The sequence below is a fragment of the Spirosoma sp. KNUC1025 genome (assembly GCF_045160025.1).
Taxonomy (GTDB): domain Bacteria; phylum Bacteroidota; class Bacteroidia; order Cytophagales; family Spirosomataceae; genus Spirosoma.
The window spans coordinates 1152832-1172893 of record NZ_CP087139.1 but is presented as its reverse complement, the minus strand read 5'-3'; the positions used below and the strand labels follow the sequence as shown (position 1 = coordinate 1172893).

Here is a 20062-nt window from a genome sequence, read left to right as displayed (position 1 = left end):
TTATTTACCAATAAGCATCAGCCGCTATATCAGATCTTATCTAATACGTTAACTATCAGATCATTGTATTAACAGCGTAGTGACTTGGTCACCTCTGAATAAGTATACACCTTGTAACTTTCTTTAGATCAGCTATAAATGCGTTAACTTTATGCCATAAATACCACAAGTTAATAGCATATGCAGCAACGTAATTTCTACGCTTATTTATTTGTTTGTTTGTGTCTTATCAGCCTAACCACCCATAGCCTTGCGCAAACGATTACGACTGGCGCCATTACGCCATCCAGCATTTGCCCCGGCGGAAATGTTAGTGTTGCCTTCACAATAACGGGGACATACTCAGCTACAAATACGTTTTCAGCACAGTTATCCGATGCTGCCGGTGCATTTGCTGCCAGTCCACCCGTAATAGGAAGTATTACAGGCGCAACGGCAGGAACCATTAGTGCAACTATTCCGGCTTCAAGTGCTACTGGTGCTTATAAAATCCGGGTTGTTTCCAGTAGCCCGGTCAGAACAGGATCTACCAGTAATCTTGCCGTCAATGTGCCAGCTGCTCCAACGGCTACTTCACCTGCTCCATATTGCCGGGGTGCTGCGGCCAGCGCCCTTACCGCTAGTGGCCAGAACCTACGTTGGTATGATAATGCTAATAATTTTTTAGGCAGTACGGTAACTCCAAATACAAACACAGCCGGCACATTTATTTATAACGTAACCCAAACTGTCAACGGTTGTGAAAGTCCCAAAACAGCGGTTACCGTTACTGTAAACCCAGGCCCATCGGCTCCCGGAACTTCATCTGTAGAATTCTGCCAGGGTTCACCCGCTTCAGCTTTGACAGCTAGTTTTGCAGCGGGTGCTACACCAAACTGGTATGGCACCAATGCCACAGGGGGTACGGCTTCTACAACTGCTCCGGTTCCTTCCAATGCAACGGCCGGAACAACAACTTACTACGTGAGTCAAACGCAAAATGGTTGTGAAAGCCCACGAGCCAGTTTGAGCGTCAAAGTTAAACCATTACCAGGCGCACCAGGCGTAACCAACGTTAGCTTTTGCAACAATGGACCGTCATCTCCACTAACAGCGAACGGATCGGGCCTAAAGTGGTTTGATGCCTCGGATAATCCGCTAGGCGGGGCTCCAACACCAGGAACTGGTACCGTGGGTGTTCAGACGTTCAAGGTATCACAAACAGTTGATGGATGTGAAGGCCCTAAAGCCACGTTGACGGTTACGATTAGTGCCTTACCCGCGGCTCCTGCCGTAAGTACGCCATCCCCTTATTGTCAGGGGTCTGCTGCGGTTGCACTGGTTGCTAGTGGCAGTAGTTTACGCTGGTACGGTACCAATCAGACCGGAGGTAGTGGCTCTAGCACACCTACAGTGCCAAGCACCGATACGCCAAGCAACAGCACTTATTACGTAACGCAAACGGTCAATGGTTGTGAAAGTCCACGGGCAGGTATTACGGTGACCGTAAAAGCAACTCCCGCTGCCCCTGGTGTCTCGGCCGTAGATTTTTGTCAAAACTCAGCGGCTCCTGTATTAACGGCTTCGTTGGTAGCCGGAGCTACGCCCAACTGGTATGGAACAAATGCAACAGGAGGAATTCCGTCGGCCACGGCACCAGTTCCAGGAAATACTACAGTCGGAACCGTTACGTATTACGTTAGTCAAACCCTGAATGGCTGCGAAAGTGGGCGAGCGGCACTGGCCGTTCGGGTCAAGCAACTTCCTGCTGCGCCAGGTGTAGCCAATACAAGCTTCTGTAACAATGCCCCTTCCGCGCCACTAACAGCCGGTGGATCAAGTCTGAAGTGGTACGATGCCACCGATAAGCTACTGGACGTAGCGCCAACACCCGGTACGGGAACGGTTGGTGATCAGACTTACAAAGTTTCCCAGACAGTCGAAGGATGTGAAGGGCCAAAAGCTTCGATAACCGTTACAATTAAAGCATTACCAGCCGCTCCTGTAGGCAATGCACCGTCTCCGTATTGTCAGGGAGTAACAGCAGCACCACTTACTGCGAATGGAGTCGGGCTTCTCTGGTATGGCCAGAACGCAACCGGAGGAACCGGTTCATCTGTGGCTACCGTGCCTGGTACGGCGACTACCGGTACAACCACCTACTACGTAACGCAGACGGTCAATGGCTGCGAAAGCGCCCGCACAGGCATTAATGTTACCATAAAGCTTACACCCGCGGCTCCTGGTGTCTCGGCCATTGCGTTTTGTCAGGCTTCTACACCACCTGGGTTAGCCGCCACCTTGCTTACAAGTGCTACGCCAAACTGGTACGGAACCAGCGCAACGGGCGGCACAGCTTCAGCTACGGCGCCGGTTCCCTCAAATACCACCCCGGGAACCGTAACGTATTACGTGAGCCAGACACTTGATGGCTGTGAAGGTGGTCGGGCAGCGTTGTCCGTTCGTGTTAAACCCTTACCAGCCGCGCCAGGAGTAGCCAACATTGGCTTCTGTAATAATGCTGCTTCCTCCCAGTTAACGGCCAGTGGTTCGAGCCTGAAATGGTACGATGCCACCGATAAATTACTGGATGCAGCCCCAACTCCCGGCACAGGAACGGTTGGTGATCAGGTTTATAAGGTAACTCAAACGGTTGAAAGCTGCGAGGGGCCAAAGGCTTCAATAACTGTTACGATCAAACCATTGCCTAATCCGCCGGGGGTAACCAATCTTAATTACTGTTTGCCAACACAGGACCAGCCTGCGCAGAATGTACCCACGTTAACGGCTTTTGGAACGGAGCTTAAATGGTTTAACACAGACGGAAACCAATACCCCAGCGCGCCAATTCCGGCCATAAACAAAGTGGGTACCCAATCGTATCTGGTCAGCCAGACCTATAATGGCTGCGAAGGTGGTAAAGCTACACTACAGGTTACCATACGTACTACAGCAGCGCCAACGGTTGCAAAATCGTTAGTAACGTACTGCATTAACGATAAGGCGGTTCCACTTGAAGCTTCAGCCGAGAGCGGAGGTAGTCTGCGGTGGGTAGATCCTTACGGGAATGTTTCCAGCAATGCGCTTACGCCCTCTACACTCAACACAAGCATTAAACCCGATGGAGATGCCTTTTATGTCTTTCAGGTTGGTCAAAATACGTGCTATAGTGAGCGGGCAGTCATTAAAGTTATAGTGAATGCCTTACCAACGCTATCGCTGACCGCCCCCGTCAATAGCGTTAACCTTGGACAGCGTGCTAATCTTCAGCTTAAATTCACCAGTATTCCGCCATTCAGCTATACGCTCACCGATGGACAGTCTGGCATAGTAAACCGAACAGATACTACGCTTTCCTTGCTGCCTCACACCACAACAACCTATCAGATTGTGACGATCAGAAACAGCTGTGGAGTTGGCTTACCTGGTAACCCGGCAACAGCCACGATCACGGTTCGGATACCAACGGTGACGACTGGTGCTCTGGCGTCAACAACGCTCTGCGCAGGTACATCATTGAGCGTCCCGTTTACAACGACAGGGGAATTTAATCAGGGGAATCTGTTCAGAATTGAGCTGGTAAGCGCTGCCGACACATCCAAGAAAATCGCTATTCCAGCCACAGCAACGGTTTCTCCCGTAACCTCGCCGTTACCATTAACACTGGTGGGAGGGCAGTATTACGTCCGCGTAAAAGCAGATAATCCGGAAATAGCCGTTATTGGCAGCAACAGTTCAACCCTGCTGACGGTACGTTCACAACCGACAGCTACGTTGACCGGTACACAGAATATTTACGAAGGTTTTCCGGCTAATTTGACGCTTACCTTCGGGGGCGAAAGTCCGTGGACTGTTACGTATGCGGATAGTGTACGCAGCTATTCGGCTACGGCAACGACGAATCCCTATACGGTAGAGGTACGCCCTACCCGCCGGACAACCTACCAACTGATCAGTGTTGCCAACATCTGCGGGAACGGTCCTGTTTCGGGCACGGCCACAGTTACGGTACTACCGCTTTTGGGCGTAGAAGATGACCCGCTCGGCCCATTGGTAAAAACGTATCCAATCCCGACTACATCAATCATAAACGTCGAGCTTGATCTGCCATTGACCCGCACACCCGCTACGTTGTCATTAACCGATAGTAACGGTAAATCGGTTATTCAACAAACAACAAGGAGCCCTAAAAACGAACTTGATTTGACGACACAGCCCAGTGGATTGTATTTACTGCGGATTAAGGTTGGTGACAGGCAGACGGTACGTAAGGTGCTGAAACAGTAAAAGCAGTCGTCAGTCAATAGCGGTTATATACAAAAGTAGTTCCCTATTGGCTGACGACTAAAGAACATCCCCACTGCCTTATGTCCGACGAATACTTTATGGAAATTGCGCTTGGTTTGGCCGAAGAAGCGGGCGACAATGGCGAAATACCCGTTGGAGCAGTAGTTGTATGTCGGAACCGAATTATCGCGAAGGCACGAAATCAGACGGAACAGCTCAACGACGTAACGGCACATGCTGAACTGATGGCCATTACGGCGGCTACACAATACCTCGGAAGCAAATACCTGACTGACTGCACGCTTTACGTTACTCTGGAGCCCTGCGTCATGTGTGCTGGTGCACTTTTCTGGGCACAACTCGGGAGGCTGGTTATTGGTGCCAGCGATCCCAAACGCGGTTATAGCCGAGTTGAATCGTCGTTATTGCACCCCAAAACACGGCTTGAGACAGGCATTCTGGCAGACGATAGCCAGTTACTGTTAGCGAAGTTTTTCAAGCGGTTAAGAACATAATTTAATGTCGCCGTGTTAATTCAACCGAATAATCATCCATTCTAACAAATAATAAAATGGCTTTTGTATTAGACCCTCTTCCCTACCCGAGCGATGCGCTTGAACCAAATATTGACAAACAGACAATGGAAATTCACCACGGAAAGCACCACAATGCTTACGTGACAAACCTGAATAATGCTATTGCTGGCACAGATATGGAGAATAAATCCATTGAAGATCTGTTGGCCACCGTAAGTCAGGCACCTGTTGCTGTTCGCAATAATGGAGGTGGGCATTATAATCATACATTATTCTGGAACACTATCTCTGGCAGTGGCGGTGGTCAGCCAACAGGGGCGTTAGCCGATGCAATTAATCAGAAATTTGGGTCGTACGATACGTTTAAAGAAGAATTTACTAAAGCAGCCACTACACGCTTTGGATCAGGCTGGGCCTGGTTGATTGTCACTCCCGAAGGTGAGCTAGCCATTACATCAACACCCAATCAGGATAACCCGTTAATGGATATAGCCGAAGTAAAAGGTTTTCCGATTATTGGTCTGGATGTGTGGGAGCATGCGTACTATTTAAAGTACCAGAACCGTCGTCCAGAATACATCGCAGCTTTTTTTAACGTAGTTGACTGGAGTGCCGCCGAAAAACGGTATCAGCAGGGCAAACAAGCGTAAAAGAAGATGATGAATTATGAATGATAAATGGCTCATTTCGCAAAAAAATTGTCATTCATCATTCATAATTCATCATTCAGCCTTATCTTTGCAATCCTAAATGGTGATTGTAGCTCAGTCGGTTAGAGCGTCGGATTGTGGTTCCGAAGGTCGCGGGTTCGAGCCCCGTCTTTCACCCAAAGTAAAAGCCCTGATTTTCAGGGCTTTTTTCGTTTTTGCTTGGCTAACATTTATAATTTCGAATCATCCTTCTTCAAACCCCCACTGCCGACCCGTATTTTTGTTGATCTTTTTATCTAAAACATTAAACAAAATACGTTTAAGCTCGTTATTATTGTGTCGATTTTTTTATGAAATCTATTAGCAGTCGTTCTTTTGGTTTCGTAAGCTTATCTATCAAATTATATCATCAACCCATTGCTGTTTATTTTTAAGCAGCAGCCATCTGCAGCAATTATTCTCTATGAATAGTTACTCCATTAAAGATTTAGAGCAGCTTTCAGGTATAAAAGCCCACACATTGCGAATTTGGGAGCAGCGTTATAATATTATTTCGCCTAAACGTACAGACACGAATATTCGCACGTATGATGGTGAAGATCTCAAGCTCGTCCTGAATATTTCATTGTTGAAAGATCATGGCTATAAGATTTCGGAAATTTCGAAGTTAACCATGGAAGACATGGCACAGGAGGTCCTCAAAATATCAACCAAGCCGCTTAATTACCCCGATCAGATTCAGGGACTTACGCTCTCAATGATTGATCTTGAAGAAGACCGCTTTAGGCAGATTATCAATGTCAGCGTGCAACAATTCGGGTTTGAAAATACGATGATAAATATCATTTATCCGTTTTTAAGCCGTATTGGTGTGCTTTGGGTAACCGGCTCGATTGGATCAGCGCAGGAGCATTTTATTACCAGTCTGATTCGTCAAAAGCTTATTGCTGCTATCGATGGACTCGATGCAGAGCTGATTTCAGGCAGCAAAACATTTTTATTGTTTTTACCCGAAGGGGAATTTCACGAACTCAGTCTGCTTTTTGCCAATTATATTATTCGCGCCCGTGGTAATCGGGTAATTTATTTGGGCCAGAGCTTGCCTTTCGACGATCTGGTGTTTATTTATAAAACCAAGCAGCCCGATTACATTTTTACTTCGTTCACTTCTGTGCCAGCCAATCATGAAGTGCAGCCTTTCGTAAATCGAATGGCTAAATCTTTTCCCGCTTCGCAACTGTTGTTAACTGGTTTCCAGGTAGTTGGGCAGGACATAGACATACCCGAAAATGCTTCAGTTATTAACCAGATTACGGATCTGCTACGTATTATCGGCAACTAGTCTCACGGATCGGAACAGGCCAGATTTGAGTTTATACAATGACTCGCTGAACAAATTCAAGGGCTCTTCGTTCGGCGTATGTGTGTAAATCCCTGGCAATTTGAAAGCCAACATGACCGCCTTTTTTGGGTGTTTCCAGAAAAATATATTGATGTTTTTCGGCTAACCACACCGGTGAACATTCGGGAGATAAAAGCGGATCATTCTGCGCATTCAACAATAAAGTAGGTACATTAATGTCAGCCATGAAGTTGATAGCCGAAGCCTGCGTATAAAAATCTTCAGCGTTACGGTAGCTATTTACAGGTGCCGAGAAAAACTCATCAAAATCACGCCATTGTCTTACTTCCCGTAATTTGCTCATATCCAATCGACCCGGAAAACGATCCGCTTTCTGTTTCAACTTGACGACCAATTTTTTCATGAATCGATTCCGATAAAATCGATTCGATGGCTGATCGAGTAAAATGGCGCTGGCTGCCAGATCAACCGGTGATGAAATGGCTATCCCTGCTCTAATAACATCAGGCAGTTGATTACCATGACTGCCAAGGTATTTCAACGTAATGTTTCCACCCATACTATAACCGACCAAAACAACCTCCTGGTAAGATCTGGTGGTTAAAGCATGGTAAATCACCTCGCCCAGATCGCCTATTTCACCATGATTGTAGAGCCGAAACGCATGATTCATTTCACCGCTACAGGATCGGCAATTCCAGGCTAGTACGTCATAATTATGCTGGGCAAATAATCTGGCCGTTCCCCGGATGTATTGCCGTTTGCTATCTCCTTCCAGACCGTGCGTTACGACTACTAACCGGTTATGCTTATTGACAATCCAGTCCAGATCGACAAAATCGCCGTCGGAAAGAGTCAAACGCTCCCGCTCATAATTTACACCGGAAACGTTACGGGTGAGGCTTGGCACAATGGTTTGCAGATGACCATTGTATTGATAAATAGGTGGACCGGGGTATCTAGACGGGAGCAGCGGCATATAAACCAAACAACGAATCCATTTCCATCGTTGTTCCAGGATACCCTATCACTATGTCCGTTGCTAAATACATATCGGTTGTCATTGCCAGCACAATCAAATTTATCGGTGGACCTCTTTCCGGAGCCGCCCTCGGCTTGAGCTGGGCTGAAACAGCTATCTGTACAACCCTGGGTATGATGCTGAGTGTGATAGTGATCACATACGCCGGTGTAGCTCTTCAGGCGTTACTGCATCGGTATCGCCCACGACCAACCAAACGATTCACCAGACGAACCCGGCTGGCTGTACGTATCTGGAAGCGGGCTGGCCTGGCAGGCATTGCATTTCTAACGCCCCTTATTTTAACGCCGATCGGCGGCACAGCTATAGCTATCTCCTTTGGGGTTAAGAGGGGCTTACTCCTATTTTACATGTTGATAAGCGCCGTGCTTTGGTCGATCGTTCAAACGCTTGCCATTTACCAGATCCCTGGCCTTAAAGGCGTATTTGGGTGATTTAGCCAAGTTTGGCAAACAACTTTATCGACTTACCGTCTGCTCAACGGGCGAAGCTGTTTTTTTACGAAAGTCTCCCTGCGAGAAATATTTTTCGATCAGGCAGTACATGAGAATGAAAAAATACCGACTACCCATTTCTTTAATTTTCAATTTCGAATGCCCGTATTTCCGGTTAGTCCAGCTATTAGGAACAACTGCGTAACTGTAGCCGCGAACAATGGTCTTAAGAGGCAATTCGACCGTCAGGTTGAAATGAGGGGACAAAAACGGCTTTATACCCTCGATCGTTTCCCGCTTATATAATTTGAAGGCATTCGTCGTATCGTTATACCTGATGCCCATGAGGATACGTACTATGAAATTGGCGATACGATTAATGAATTTTTTCAGAGCTGGGTAATCAACTACTTTACCCTCTTTACCCCAACGCGAGCCAAAAATAGCATCAACATCCGTTTCGAGCATCTTATTATAGAACTTCACCAGATCTTCTGGATCATCTGATAAATCGGCCATAAATACGGCTGCGCAATCGCCTGAAAACCGTTCGAGTCCATAACGTACCGCATAACCAAAGCCGTTAGGGCCTGGGTTTGTGTAATAAACCAAGGTTGGAATCTCAGTGGCAGCCAGTTTCTCAAGCACACCCAACGTATTATCCTTTGAATTATCGTTGGTCACGCATATTTCATGAGGAATACCGTGCTTGGCCAACGTTTGGTAAAGCTTTCGCAAGGTTAGCGGAAGCGATTCCTCCTCGTTATATGCCGGTATGACTACACTTAACTTCATGGGTACAATTCATTATAATTTACTATTCAACGTAATGCTGCTTCATCGATGTGGTAACAGCCTTATCGTACTATACAACTTTGACAGCGGAGGAGGTAAAATGTAATCCCGGATTATATCTTTTGTTTTCGCCCAGCCCGGTTTGCCCATATGAAGATATTTTAGTGCTAAACGGGCACGCCGAAAATAACTACCCTCGTACTGTTTAGCATCGAGCATCATTCGGTAATACCGTGCAATATTCCGACGTAGAACGGTATCATATCGGTAATCAAGTTCGCGGTTTATGTCGCTGTACATTCGAATTCGATTCCGCAAAAATACTTCATCGCGCTCGTTATCATGAAAACTGGCACCAGCCCGGTTTTTCCGATATACCGACATTACATCGGGTATATACCCTATTTTACCGAGTTTTGCCTTTAATATCAACCGTGGAATATCCCCGCTGGATGATTCCCGAAACCAAGTTGGATATTCTTTAATGTTGTTCCGGTACATCGTACTTGATGTAGCCATGAACCAGATTTCGTTCTCTCCGATCAGATCGTCAACTGTATAAAACGGCTTCGTATCCGGACCATTGAGCAGATGCGAGGGCGCGCCATCTTCATACGTAATGAGCGCATTATTGAACACCGTAGAATAATCAGGATGAGCGTCCAAAAAATCAGCCTGTTTCTGAAGTTTGAGCGGATCCGTCCAATAATCATCGCCATCCATCAGGGCGTAATACTCTCCTTTGGCAAGTTTCAATGTCTCCAGGAAATTGATTCCGCCATTCTTACCCATATTTCGGGGATGCAATACACCTATTACCAATCCAGGATGCTGTTGTTCATACTCCTGAATAATCTCCCGCGTACCGTCCTTCGAAAAATCATCGCCTACAAGAATTTCAATCGGAAAGGTCGTTTTTTGTGCAAGCGCACTGTCGATGGCTTTGCGAATAAATTTGTGCTGATTGTAGGTGATAATCAGAACACTGACTTTAATCATACACGAAAAATAAACCCGGCCTTAACCCAACATATCGGGCGCAGAGACCGGGTTTTTTGGTTAGTAATACAAAGATATAAAACCAAAAGGATGTATTGGGTTTCTGAGACTAAACGGTTGCCGTAGAAGGCACGTTTTTAGCCGACTGAATGTGCGTTTTCCAGCCCTGCGGCTCGTCTTTATCGGCAGGCGCTCCCCAAGGATCGTAGTAGGGCAGAATGGCAACCCATCGGCCGGCCGGATCTTCCCAACTGAAGCGATCAGCAAAACTGGATGGGCTAACCCAGTGAGGCAAGTCATAACGGAACAGAATTATGTCGCCCATATCCTGAAAGCCTTCCGTTTCAATAATGTGGTCGTTGATAACGTAACCCGTACCACCGGATGTATAATCTTTTCCGTACTGATTTAAAGCCAGGATTGTCCCAACTTTCTGCGGATTAAGCGGGTGCCAGTGACGGCCAAAAAAGCTTCCTCCCAACGGATAATGCGTTACCTGCGGGTGGAAATACGGCTGCCCTTTTCGGATACCATACGCTTCATTATTCCCGTCAGATTATTCCAAAACTGACGTAGCGGATCAAAAACGCTTAGCAACGTTTGTTTGGTGGGTTCCTCAAGGTCCAGAATAGCGTCGAAAGTATGATCGTGGAATAACTGTGGCGCTTTCTGAATTTTCGCAATATGCAGCCGCTGTTTATGCTGGTTATTATCGAATGTATCCGGTGCTTCGGCAAGGGGCGTTTTTTCCGCCCAGGCACGCGTCGCATCAATAACGCTGCGAAGCGTACTTTCAGGAATACCCGTTTTAATAATAACGATATTAGGCTCGTTGACCAGCTTCATTACTTCTTCATACGGAATCTCAGGAACAATCTGACCGTCTTTGAATTGAGCGTCAACTTTTATCAGGTATTTTGCTACTTCTTTCATCGTATTTCACGTACTGATTTAGTACAAATTAGGAGGCTATCCAGCTAAAATGCAAACTCTATAGGCATGATTTTAGTCAGCGATTGGCTGCGTGGCGTAACCAAATCCAGAAGCCCCAAACCCATTTCCATTATAGAACATAACCCGTTGATTCTGAAAAGGGAAGATATGGCAGTAGTCCATCATCAACGAATCCCAGCCTTCTTCAGAACGTTCAATCCCGGCCAGTTCGTCTTTCCTGTCCCAGGAAAGGCCGTCTTTCGATTCAGCGTATCCGATGCGATAGCTACGTTTTACGTCGGTCCGGTAGTTGGTTGCATTCCGGTATGAAAAATACATTTTGTACAAATCACCATCTTTATAAACCGTCGGTCGGCCAATGGCATCCGTAAATTCGTCGTACCCTACACAGACGTGCCCGGTACGTTCCCACTTGATGCCATCCTTCGATTCGGCGTATTTAACGTCGTAGAACGGTTCAGGATGCCCATTGATCACTTCAATTTTTGTACAGGACAGATACCACATTCGCCACAGTATTGTACCATCCGGCTGTTCTTCCCGAATTACGCAGGGCTGAGCCACCCAAACCTGGTCGTAGATGGATCGATCCATTAAAGGTCCAGTGTACTTACGTTCGAACGTTAATCCGCCATCGCGACTGATAGCCAGACCAATACCCAGCCGGTAGCTAGCTGTTTCGCTTTTATTCCAACCCGTATAATAAAGCCAGATTTCGTCTCCAACGGGTAAGAACCAGGATGGCATTGTACCTGTTTCATCAAACATGCCTACTGCACCTTTACTCAGGCAGGGCTTGTCATGGATGTACGTTACGTCCGACAGGTTGTTGGGGTTCAGTTCAACAAAAGTAACGGCAGAAGAAATCTGTTCGTCACGGGTAGAGAAATATACCCTCAATTTATCGCCCATCGGATACCCGAATGGTACCTGTGCATGCGTACGGCTGAAGGGTTTTGAGCCATCGGGTTTATAAATTAGTCCTTTTTTCGTCCACATACGTACTGATAAAAATTAGTTCTTATAACGGTCCAGCCGGGCAAAAACGCGCGTATTGTCAATCTCGCCTACGAAACGGTAGTAGGTATTTATGAAGTTTTTAAGTTCTGGAAATGTTTCATAACCATATTTCACCCGATCGTTCAGCCAGGTTGAATTTGGCCCCACAGCATCCAGAAACACGGGTGGGCGTGATGCTATAATGTTACGCATGTAACGGGCCCGATGAGTCTGCCGATCGTTCCCCATAACCAGTCGAATAACATGGTTATCGCAAACCCCCTGCGGCATTTGCGTTTCAACGTTGTATTGAGGAGCCCAGCCCCACACCACTAAATCTTCTCCACGCCTGGCCAGTTCGAGCACTTTTTGGGAAGCAGGCGATATATAAAATTGCCGTCGACTGGCGTCCTGATAAGCCAACACTGGATTGTTTGCCGATGAGTTTGCTTGATACAATCCGTTTATGGCAATGGATGCAATGACAAAAGTTACCCAAAAAACGGTATAGACAGGTGCCCGGAAACTAGTCAGCAGCCACCCATTCAGCAAACTAATTGGCAGCACCAGATAAAGTAAATAGTGAGTAAACTCGTTGCCCGGTTTAATAATGGCGTAACCACTAGCGGCCAGTAAAGCGAGAATGAACAGCAAAAGATTCTTTGTTCCGTCAAACTTACGGGAGAGGAGTGCCCAACTCGCCACCAGCGCAAATGTTGGCAGCAGATAAACCAGAAAATCAGTTGTTCGACCCACAAACGCCGGGAACTGACCTAAATAATACCAGAATCCAGCGCCAGCGCTGTAAGCGAAATTTCCGACTATATAAAAATGAATAAAGTCATCGAACACACCAAATGCGAGCGTAAACAGGACTACCAATAACGGAAAGGCCAGTCCGCCAAGTATTAAACCACTTAACGACCGCCAGAACAATAACCGGGGCATTTTTGGATACTGTTGTACCAAGCCCAAAAGAGCAGTTGCTACAATGACCAGCACTGTTGGCGTCCCCTGCAACTTGGCAAACGGCACCAAGCTACACAAAAAGCTTAGGCAAAATAAGCCTGGGGCAGAATCGAAATAGTTCTGATGCCATAATCGGGAATATTGCCACAAAGCCAGACCGATTAGAGCCAGTGAAAGCTGCTCATTTGTAGCATGAAGGAAGTCCCAATTTGTAGTGAACGCCAGAAAAGCGACAGCAGGAAGTAAAGCCAGCCGGGCGACTCGCGCGCTGAAAAAGTTCTCTAGGGTAAAATAGCCGCTGATTAAGCTAACGCCCATACACAGGAACGAGACCCAACGTAATACCATGTAATTAAGTGGGATGCCGAAATACCCCGGAAGCGCTACGTAATAGCAACTTAATGGACCCATGGTGGCCCCATCTACTGATTTCCAGTAAACAGGATGATGCCGTAAGGTGATAGCCTGAGAAAGCAGTTGACTTTCGTCAGGGTTTAATTCCCGGTTGATAAAGAGAACCAGAAGTCGCTTTAGAAAAAGCAAGCCAAGCAGCGAACACAACAAACCCAACTGCTCTTTGCGTGATACCTTTCCCTGATAATCACTCTTAATAAAAAAACCTCCCAAAATCAGAAAAGCGAGCCAGCCTGCCAATTCCCAGGAAAGGGGAGATTCAAACAAATTCATCGTTACTTTAAAAAATTGGCCTTTTCTATAGAATTCGCCATTGGCTATAGCCTGCTGTGCGACAAAATTCTATAAAAAAGGCCCAGAATTATTTCTGAATTAACAACCGAGCAGCCATACTATCGTGAATCTGAGTCATTGTCTCTTTCAGATCGAATGTCCAGTCCCAGCCCGGATAGTGTTGCTTAAACTTCGTCAGGTCAGAAATGTACCAGATATGGTCTCCACTACGGTTCGTATCTGAATACTGGTAGTTCATTTTGTTGCCTGAAATTTCTTCACAAAGGGCAATTGCTTCGAGCATTGAGCAGTTGGCGTAACGGCCACCACCCGCGTTATACACTTCGCCCGGACGAGGATTCTGATAGAAATGCCAGAACATATTCACCAGATCCCAGCTGTGGATGTTGTCCCGAACCTGTTTGCCCTTATAACCAAAAATAGTGTACTGATTACCGGTTATAGCACACTTCATCAGATACGATAGAAAACCATGTAACTGTGCTCCTGAGTGGTTTGGGCCCGTCAGACATCCGCCCCGGAATACGCCTGTGTTCATTCCGAAATAACGACCGTACTCCTGCACCATAATATCAGCAGCTACTTTCGAAGCGCCAAATACCGAGTGCTTGGTATGGTCGAGGCTCATGAACTCGTCAATACCATTCTCGAAATACGGGTGGTTCTGGTCAATTTCCCAGCGCGTTTCAGTCTCGATCAGCGGCAGGAAATTGGGATTATCACCATATACTTTATTGGTAGATGTAAAGATAAACACGGCTTCGGGAGCATGTAGCCGGGTCATTTCAAGCATATTCAGCGTACCAACGGCGTTTACACCAAAATCAGTGAACGGCTCGCGGGCAGCCCAGTCGTGGCTGGGTTGGGCAGCCGTATGCAGTACTAACTTAATATCAGAGCCGTATTCCTGGAAGATGGGCTCCAGTTGACTTACTTCACGAATGTCGGCCGGGCGATGCTGGTAATTTTTGTATGCGTCAGCCAGGCGGTTGCGATTCCATTCTGTTGACCCATCAGCACCAAAAAAATATTGGCGCATGTTGTTATCGATACCAACAACCAGATCAAACTTATCGGAGAAAAAGGCAACTGCTTCACTACCAATCAAGCCAGCCGAACCCGTGATTAATGCAATTTTCATATCTTTATACGTGCGTAATGAAGCTTTATGTACAAAAAAAATACTTTTTTACAGACGATTCAATTAGACAAAGTAACGCAAAAATTTACAATTGCGATGCTTTTCAGGCCAAGCTCCCAAAAACCCACAAGCCTTTTTATCAAAAGGTTATAAATACAATAGCGATGAGTCAGCATCTAACGGCCAACTCATCGCTATTGTATTTATCGCTAGATTACGTTTACAGGCTTTGCGTTTTGTTACCCGGTGCAAATAATTTCTTGCGAATATCTTCGGCTTTAGCGTCCAGCTCTGGATTTGGGGTGTATTTGTATTTTGTCTGTACAGCTACACAGTCTTTACCCGTTCCATATACTTCTGCATCACCAGCACGGTAATCAGCCCGGTAATCATCGGCACGGTAATCGGTTTGCCGAACTGTATTATACTTTTGGTAATCGCAGGACGCCAGCGATAACACCGCTACAGCCAACAAACTTATATTTAGTACGCGTTTCATAGCTACTTGATTGCGAATTGATTCGACAAAAATAAGAAAGAGTCGTTAGTCGATTGTAGTTAGCCGACAGTTTTTTTCATCTTCTGACACGAATGCTCACTAACAACCGCCTACTGATTGATTGTTTTTATCTCTTCCCAGACAAAATTTATCAATTCCCGTATGTAGTCAAGCGAAAAATCGAACGGTACGTTGGCCGCGGCATAGATTTCACGTATCGGCGCTTTGTAACCCAGACTCAATGCTTTTTTGTAACCCTCCAGCCCTGCTTTCGGGTCACGTCGGTAATTACGCCATACGCCAATCGCACCCAACTGAGCAATGCCATATTCGATGTAGTAAAATGGTACTTCGTATAAATGCAACTGCCGCTGCCAGATGTATTCCTTATAAAAAGCGAATCCGTCCCAATTCGTTACGGAATCAGCAAATTGCGAATAAATCCGTAACCAGTTTTCTCGCCGGTCAGCGTCGGTATGGGTTGGATTTTCATAAATCCAGTGCTGAAATTTATCAATTGTAGCAACCCAGGGCAACGTCTCAATGATAGACTCCAAGTGCTGTAGCTTAGCTCTACGTAACTCATCTGGGTCTTCAAAGAAAATATCCCAATGATCCATTGACAAAAGTTCCATACTCATGGAGGCTAACTCAGCCACTTCCATCGGCGGATTCCGGAAGGCTTTCAGCGACAGATCACGGGTTAGAAATGAGTGAACGGCATGGCCCCCTTCGTGCACCATCGTAACCAAATCCCGCAGACTCGACGTAGCGTTCATGAAAATAAATGGCACGCCAATTTCCTCAAGGGGGTAATTGTAGCCACCGGGTGCTTTTCCTTTGCGCGACTCCAGATCAAGGTGGCCCATGGCCCGCATAATCCGTAAATCATCGCCCAATTCCTTGTCGAGACGGTCGAAGCAGAGAATGGCTTTTTCGATCAATTCCTTACCGCTGGCAAAGGGTTTTAATGGGGCCCGTCCCTCAACGTCAACTTTAGCATCCCACGGACGTAGTGGATCAACTGCCAGCTTTTGTTTGCGATCTTCGGCTAATTCGTTCAGGAGAGGAACCACGGCTTCGGCTACGGATTCATGAAAATTAAAGCAATCCTGTGGAGTGTAATCGAACCGACCGAGGGCGGCAAAGGAGTAGTCCCGAAAATTGGCAAAACCAGCATTGGTGGCAATCTGGTGACGTAGCGTGCGTAACCGATCAAATAACTGGTCGAGGGCTTCATGGTCTTTATACCGACGCTCCCAGATTTTTCGCCAGGCCTCTTCGCGTACGTTACGGTCGGTAGACTGCAAAAAATCACTTGCTTCGGGCAAGGTTATTTCACGGCCATTGATAATAACCGTCATGGCTCCGGCAATGGCACCGTATTTACGTTCTTCGGTTTGCAGTTCGGTCTGGAGCGGAATGTTTTCGTCCCGGAAAATTTCGATGGCTTTTTTCATGCCACGAACCATTACGTCGAATCCCTGATCAGTCAATTGACTTAGGTAAGGGCTATGGATCGCTTTAAGGTCGAGGTCGTTACCGTAAGCCGTCATAGGCGGCTGGATTTCGGCAATAAAAAAATTCAGCTGGTTGACCAGTTCTTCATTGGCTGTGTCGCAGGTCATACGGATGTACCGCCAGGCAAAGTTTTCGGACAGGTACGATTCCAGTTCACTGCGGTCGAGCAGCCACCGCCGAAGATCGCTGGCGTCGTGAATGGGTCGATCCCGAAGTTCATCATAAAGTGGTTTAACATCATCCCAGCTTTGCAACTCAATTGTTTCGCCGATAAACGGACGCGCCGGACGTACTGGCAGATTTAAGGTTTCGTTCGTAGTCATCAATAAAAACGTAAAGCCAAGTGGGCTATGGTCAAGCGACTGAATTGACTGTGCAAAAATAAGAATAGATGCTTGCTGAATGCTCTGAAAAGAGGACAGCTCGCATAAATAGATAAGTCGTTAGAAAACTTTTTTGTTCACAGATTTGCATCTACGAAAATGTTCGTATATGTTTGCTACGAAATATTTCGTAGATAAGCGATGAAGCCAACTGATTCTGAATTGGAAATCCTGCATGTCCTCTGGGCAAATGGCCCAAGCACGGTACGTCAGGTACATGAAGTGTTAAGCCAAAGTCGTGATATTGGGTATACGACTGCCTTAAAGTTGATGCAGATTATGTACGAAAAAGGCTTGCTTTCCCGCGAAGAGGATGCCCGTTCGCACACCTATACGGCGGCCGTCAGCGAGGAAGATACGCAGCGAAACTTAGTTGACCGCTTTGTGGAAACAGCCTTTCGTGGCTCAGCATCGAAATTGGTGATGCAGGTTTTAGGGCAGCACAAAGCATCGCGCGAGGAGCTTGATGAAATCAAAGCGCTCCTGAATAATCTCGACCGGAATTGATCCAATCGATTGGCCTGATTTTGTTATAACTAAAGACTTCCTATAATTCATGAATGCTTTTCATTTTCTGACAAACCCAGTTGTAGATGCCCTCGGCTGGACCTTGCTTCATGCCGTCTGGCAGGGCTTTTTGCTGGTGTTACCGGTCGCGTTAGCATTGCACCTGTTACGTAACCGATCCAGTATGCTCCGTTATCGTGTGAGTGTTCTGACACTTATGACTCAACTTCTGTTATCAGCCGCTACGTTCGTTTGGTATTACAAACCCGCCAGTCATTCAGTACAGATGACTTCAGCCTTAGCCACTAACCAGGCTTTTCACATTCGCTGGCAAACGGTAGCGCAAACATTGCCCTGGCATCAGCAACTGCAGCAATTCCTGGAAACCCACCTGAGTCAGTTCGTACTGGTCTATTTGATCGGTGTTTGTGTTTTTGGCCTACGGCTGGCGGGCGGCTGGCTCTATTTGCAGCGATTAAGCCAGACGGCTATTCAGCCCAATACGGTAATCTGGACGCACCTGACCGAAAAGCTTCGGCTGGCATTGGCCATCAAAGCCGTTATCCGGGTTCGTGAGTCTGCCCGAATTGCTGTGCCAATGGTTGTCGGGATCGTCAAGCCTATTCTACTCCTGCCTATCGGTCTGACTACCCACCTGACAACCAGCGAAATTGAATCCGTTCTGGCTCATGAACTGGCCCACATCAAACGTCAGGATTATGCGGTCAATCTGCTTCAGTCAGTCATTGAAGTGCTTTATTTCTTTCATCCGGCTTTATGGTGGCTATCGGCTCGTGTGCGGGAAGAACGCGAACACTGCTGTGATGATCTGGCCGTAGACGTTTGTGGTGGAGACGGTCGCACACTGGCACAGGCGCTGGCGCATATCGAAGAATTGCGGTTAATACAACTTAATCAAACCCCTGCACTGGCTATGGCATTTGCATCGAAACAACAGCATTTATTACACCGGGTTCGGCGGGTATTGGGCGTACCAACACGCCCTCTTGTGTCGAACCACAGTCTGGCTGGCTTAACACTGGCAACCATTCTATTGATGAGCGTTTCGGTCTATGCTATGCAAAAACAGGATAGGCCAAAGTCACCTGCGGGTCAGCCCCATCCGGCTCATTCAACCCGGCGGCACAAAGCAGGGAATGGTACCGAATTCGGTATTACCGATAACAAAAAGGTTGATTACATTATCTGGAATGGCCATAAGCTTTCGGCCACTCGCGTAACTCGTTTACAACGACAGCTTGACCGGGTAATGGCCGGTACGCTCGCCCTCGACGCAGTGCCTCAGGCTGATCGTGACATTCTGCTGACACTGATCGAAACCAATCATTCGTTTCAGGATGGCATGAATACGCTCGTCGACGGGTTATCTCATATTGATTATAGCAACATTGTCGCATCGTCGCTGAATAACATACCAATCAGTCCCGACGGAACCGTTGAAGGGCTGGCTAAAGTAGATTATAATACCCTGCTTAAAGACGCCTTTGCTTCGATACCGAACGCTCTCCAGTTTTCAACCGATTCATTGGAAAAACAACGGGCTAACCAACAGCGCCTGGTAGATAGCCTGAGCCGCCTGATGGAACAGCGGTCACGCCAGATTCAGAACATCCACCTCCAGATGGAAAAAATGCAGTTTCCGATTGACGAGCTACAGCGTAGTGTGGAGGTGCTGAACTGGCGTAAGGACAAATTGATGCAGCAACGTAACGCTTTGATTGAAAAGCACCAACGGCTATTACAGGGCGATGGTAAACAAAAGCTAAATATGGATGAGGTCGAAAAACAGTTGAACGCGATTCAGCCTGAAATCAAGAAACTTGAAGGTTCAATGGAAGAGCTGAATTCGCAATTTGAAAGCCTGAACGCAAAACAGGAGGAAGCCAAATTACCTATGGAAAAATTGGAGCGCGAAGCGGAGCAACTGAATGAGCAAATGCAGAATCTATCGGAGCAAATCACCAAATATGACGATGGTCTGGCTCATATGATGCCCGATTTATCCGATTCGAATGTAAATGTAAATGTGGATAATTCTCTCCGCAGCCTGCGTTCGCTACGTTCTGTCCGGCCAGCCAGGGCGCCGATGCCTCCACGTCCAGCTTCGGTTGCGGCACCGGCAATACCACATTTGGCCCCGGCTCCTCCGGTTGCCGCTCCCCGGGCAAAAATTGCGACTCCCCCAGCGGTAAAACCGGTTTTGGCACCCAAACCGCCAAAACAAGCACGTCCATAAGAAGTTCAATAATGGGCCGGACACTACATCCGGCCCATT

Annotated in this window: 17 protein-coding genes and 1 tRNA gene; 8 read left to right on the top strand and 10 right to left on the bottom strand. The window is 46.9% G+C overall.

The window, feature by feature from the left end; genetic code table 11:
* Positions 1-180 precede the first annotated feature (180 nt).
* From LN737_RS05080 to LN737_RS05060, 5 genes are all read left to right on the top strand, one after another.
* Positions 181-4266, top strand: coding sequence for a T9SS type A sorting domain-containing protein (locus tag LN737_RS05080; protein ID WP_405516780.1), 4086 nt, complete (start codon positions 181-183; stop codon positions 4264-4266).
* 80 nt (positions 4267-4346) lie between these two features.
* Positions 4347-4781, top strand: coding sequence for a nucleoside deaminase (locus LN737_RS05075; RefSeq protein ID WP_405516778.1), 435 nt, complete (start codon positions 4347-4349; stop codon positions 4779-4781).
* A gap of 56 nt (positions 4782-4837) precedes the next feature.
* Positions 4838-5452 (top strand): superoxide dismutase, encoded by a 615-nt coding sequence (locus LN737_RS05070; protein ID WP_405516776.1) that lies wholly within the window; start codon positions 4838-4840, stop codon positions 5450-5452.
* A gap of 102 nt (positions 5453-5554) precedes the next feature.
* Positions 5555-5630: transfer RNA gene (locus tag LN737_RS05065), tRNA-His, on the top strand.
* A 285-nt stretch (positions 5631-5915) separates the two neighbouring features.
* Positions 5916-6794, top strand: coding sequence for a MerR family transcriptional regulator (locus LN737_RS05060; protein ID WP_405516775.1), 879 nt, complete (start codon positions 5916-5918; stop codon positions 6792-6794).
* Between the two features lie 31 nt (positions 6795-6825).
* On the opposite strand, the gene LN737_RS05055 is transcribed toward LN737_RS05060, so the two are convergent.
* Positions 6826-7794 (bottom strand): YheT family hydrolase, encoded by a 969-nt coding sequence (locus tag LN737_RS05055; RefSeq protein ID WP_405516773.1) that lies wholly within the window; start codon positions 7792-7794, stop codon positions 6826-6828.
* A gap of 53 nt (positions 7795-7847) precedes the next feature.
* On the opposite strand from LN737_RS05055, the gene LN737_RS05050 reads away from it, so the two are divergent.
* Positions 7848-8291 (top strand): hypothetical protein, encoded by a 444-nt coding sequence (locus LN737_RS05050; RefSeq protein WP_405516771.1) that lies wholly within the window; start codon positions 7848-7850, stop codon positions 8289-8291.
* Positions 8292-8315: 24 nt separating this feature from the next.
* Here the strand turns inward: LN737_RS05050 and LN737_RS05045 are convergent, their stop codons facing one another.
* The 9 genes from LN737_RS05045 to LN737_RS05005 all read right to left on the bottom strand — a co-directional run bounded on the left by LN737_RS05045 (position 8316) and on the right by LN737_RS05005 (position 17199).
* A complete protein-coding gene (locus LN737_RS05045) occupies positions 8316-9086 on the bottom strand; it encodes a glycosyltransferase family 2 protein (protein ID WP_405516769.1) in 771 nt (256 codons plus the stop codon).
* A gap of 42 nt (positions 9087-9128) precedes the next feature.
* On the bottom strand, positions 9129-10085 hold the full coding sequence (locus LN737_RS05040; RefSeq protein ID WP_405516767.1) for a glycosyltransferase family 2 protein: 957 nt from the start codon (positions 10083-10085) through the stop codon (positions 9129-9131).
* 109 nt (positions 10086-10194) lie between these two features.
* Entirely contained in the window at positions 10195-10566 is a 372-nt protein-coding gene (locus LN737_RS05035) for a hypothetical protein (RefSeq protein ID WP_405516765.1), read from the bottom strand.
* Between the two features lie 11 nt (positions 10567-10577).
* Positions 10578-11018 (bottom strand): hypothetical protein, encoded by a 441-nt coding sequence (locus tag LN737_RS05030; RefSeq protein WP_405516763.1) that lies wholly within the window; start codon positions 11016-11018, stop codon positions 10578-10580.
* Between the two features lie 72 nt (positions 11019-11090).
* Complete coding sequence (locus tag LN737_RS05025; protein WP_405516761.1) at positions 11091-12038, bottom strand: hypothetical protein; 948 nt, start codon at positions 12036-12038, stop codon at positions 11091-11093.
* Between the two features lie 15 nt (positions 12039-12053).
* Positions 12054-13694, bottom strand: coding sequence for a hypothetical protein (locus tag LN737_RS05020; protein WP_405516759.1), 1641 nt, complete (start codon positions 13692-13694; stop codon positions 12054-12056).
* Between the two features lie 88 nt (positions 13695-13782).
* Positions 13783-14856: an NAD-dependent epimerase/dehydratase family protein gene (locus LN737_RS05015; protein WP_405516758.1), complete on the bottom strand. Its 1074-nt coding sequence runs from the start codon at positions 14854-14856 to the stop codon at positions 13783-13785.
* Between the two features lie 220 nt (positions 14857-15076).
* Complete coding sequence (locus tag LN737_RS05010; RefSeq protein WP_405516757.1) at positions 15077-15355, bottom strand: hypothetical protein; 279 nt, start codon at positions 15353-15355, stop codon at positions 15077-15079.
* 110 nt (positions 15356-15465) lie between these two features.
* Positions 15466-17199: a M3 family oligoendopeptidase gene (locus LN737_RS05005; protein ID WP_405516755.1), complete on the bottom strand. Its 1734-nt coding sequence runs from the start codon at positions 17197-17199 to the stop codon at positions 15466-15468.
* 201 nt (positions 17200-17400) lie between these two features.
* Between LN737_RS05005 and LN737_RS05000 the strand changes: the two genes are divergently transcribed.
* Together LN737_RS05000 and LN737_RS04995 are read left to right on the top strand one after the other, a co-directional pair.
* A complete protein-coding gene (locus LN737_RS05000) occupies positions 17401-17766 on the top strand; it encodes a BlaI/MecI/CopY family transcriptional regulator (RefSeq protein WP_405516753.1) in 366 nt (121 codons plus the stop codon).
* Positions 17767-17815: 49 nt separating this feature from the next.
* Positions 17816-20023, top strand: a complete 2208-nt coding sequence (locus tag LN737_RS04995; protein ID WP_405516751.1) for a M56 family metallopeptidase — start codon at positions 17816-17818, stop codon at positions 20021-20023.
* The last annotated feature ends 39 nt before the right edge of the window (positions 20024-20062 follow it).

Coding starts and splice junctions, on each gene's coding strand:
- LN737_RS05080 (WP_405516780.1), top strand. CDS start 181: ATGCAGCAACGTAATTTCTACGCTTATTTATTTGTTTGTTTGTGTCTT.
- LN737_RS05075 (WP_405516778.1), top strand. CDS start 4,347: ATGTCCGACGAATACTTTATGGAAATTGCGCTTGGTTTGGCCGAAGAA.
- LN737_RS05070 (WP_405516776.1), top strand. CDS start 4,838: ATGGCTTTTGTATTAGACCCTCTTCCCTACCCGAGCGATGCGCTTGAA.
- LN737_RS05060 (WP_405516775.1), top strand. CDS start 5,916: ATGAATAGTTACTCCATTAAAGATTTAGAGCAGCTTTCAGGTATAAAA.
- LN737_RS05055 (WP_405516773.1), bottom strand. CDS start 7,794: ATGCCGCTGCTCCCGTCTAGATACCCCGGTCCACCTATTTATCAATAC.
- LN737_RS05050 (WP_405516771.1), top strand. CDS start 7,848: ATGTCCGTTGCTAAATACATATCGGTTGTCATTGCCAGCACAATCAAA.
- LN737_RS05045 (WP_405516769.1), bottom strand. CDS start 9,086: ATGAAGTTAAGTGTAGTCATACCGGCATATAACGAGGAGGAATCGCTT.
- LN737_RS05040 (WP_405516767.1), bottom strand. CDS start 10,085: ATGATTAAAGTCAGTGTTCTGATTATCACCTACAATCAGCACAAATTT.
- LN737_RS05030 (WP_405516763.1), bottom strand. CDS start 11,018: ATGAAAGAAGTAGCAAAATACCTGATAAAAGTTGACGCTCAATTCAAA.
- LN737_RS05025 (WP_405516761.1), bottom strand. CDS start 12,038: ATGTGGACGAAAAAAGGACTAATTTATAAACCCGATGGCTCAAAACCC.
- LN737_RS05020 (WP_405516759.1), bottom strand. CDS start 13,694: ATGAATTTGTTTGAATCTCCCCTTTCCTGGGAATTGGCAGGCTGGCTC.
- LN737_RS05015 (WP_405516758.1), bottom strand. CDS start 14,856: ATGAAAATTGCATTAATCACGGGTTCGGCTGGCTTGATTGGTAGTGAA.
- LN737_RS05010 (WP_405516757.1), bottom strand. CDS start 15,355: ATGAAACGCGTACTAAATATAAGTTTGTTGGCTGTAGCGGTGTTATCG.
- LN737_RS05005 (WP_405516755.1), bottom strand. CDS start 17,199: ATGACTACGAACGAAACCTTAAATCTGCCAGTACGTCCGGCGCGTCCG.
- LN737_RS05000 (WP_405516753.1), top strand. CDS start 17,401: ATGAAGCCAACTGATTCTGAATTGGAAATCCTGCATGTCCTCTGGGCA.
- LN737_RS04995 (WP_405516751.1), top strand. CDS start 17,816: ATGAATGCTTTTCATTTTCTGACAAACCCAGTTGTAGATGCCCTCGGC.